The sequence below is a fragment of the Bartonella sp. AA86SXKL genome (assembly GCF_042196885.1).
Window position 1 is genome coordinate 1 of sequence record NZ_JBHIRE010000107.1, and the last position, 283, is coordinate 283.

Sequence of the window (283 nt, forward strand, 5' to 3'; positions counted from 1 at the left end):
TCAATGAATTTTTGATCTGTAACTTTTTAACCGAAGAACCGCAATATCTTGATTTTGAAACTTTTAAAGAAAGTATTAATGAAGGAGAATGTAAAAAGATTGTAGCGAAGGAAACAAAAAAGATTGTTATTTCAGAATTCTAGATCTTGTCTGGTTTCCTGAATGTGATGAAAATTTTGCATTCAATGAGTCTGAAGAAACGAATGCAGTATTTGCGACAGAATACTCGAATAAACAACTACTGTAAAAGTTATTTTTTAAAAGAAATTAACTCTTAAAATGA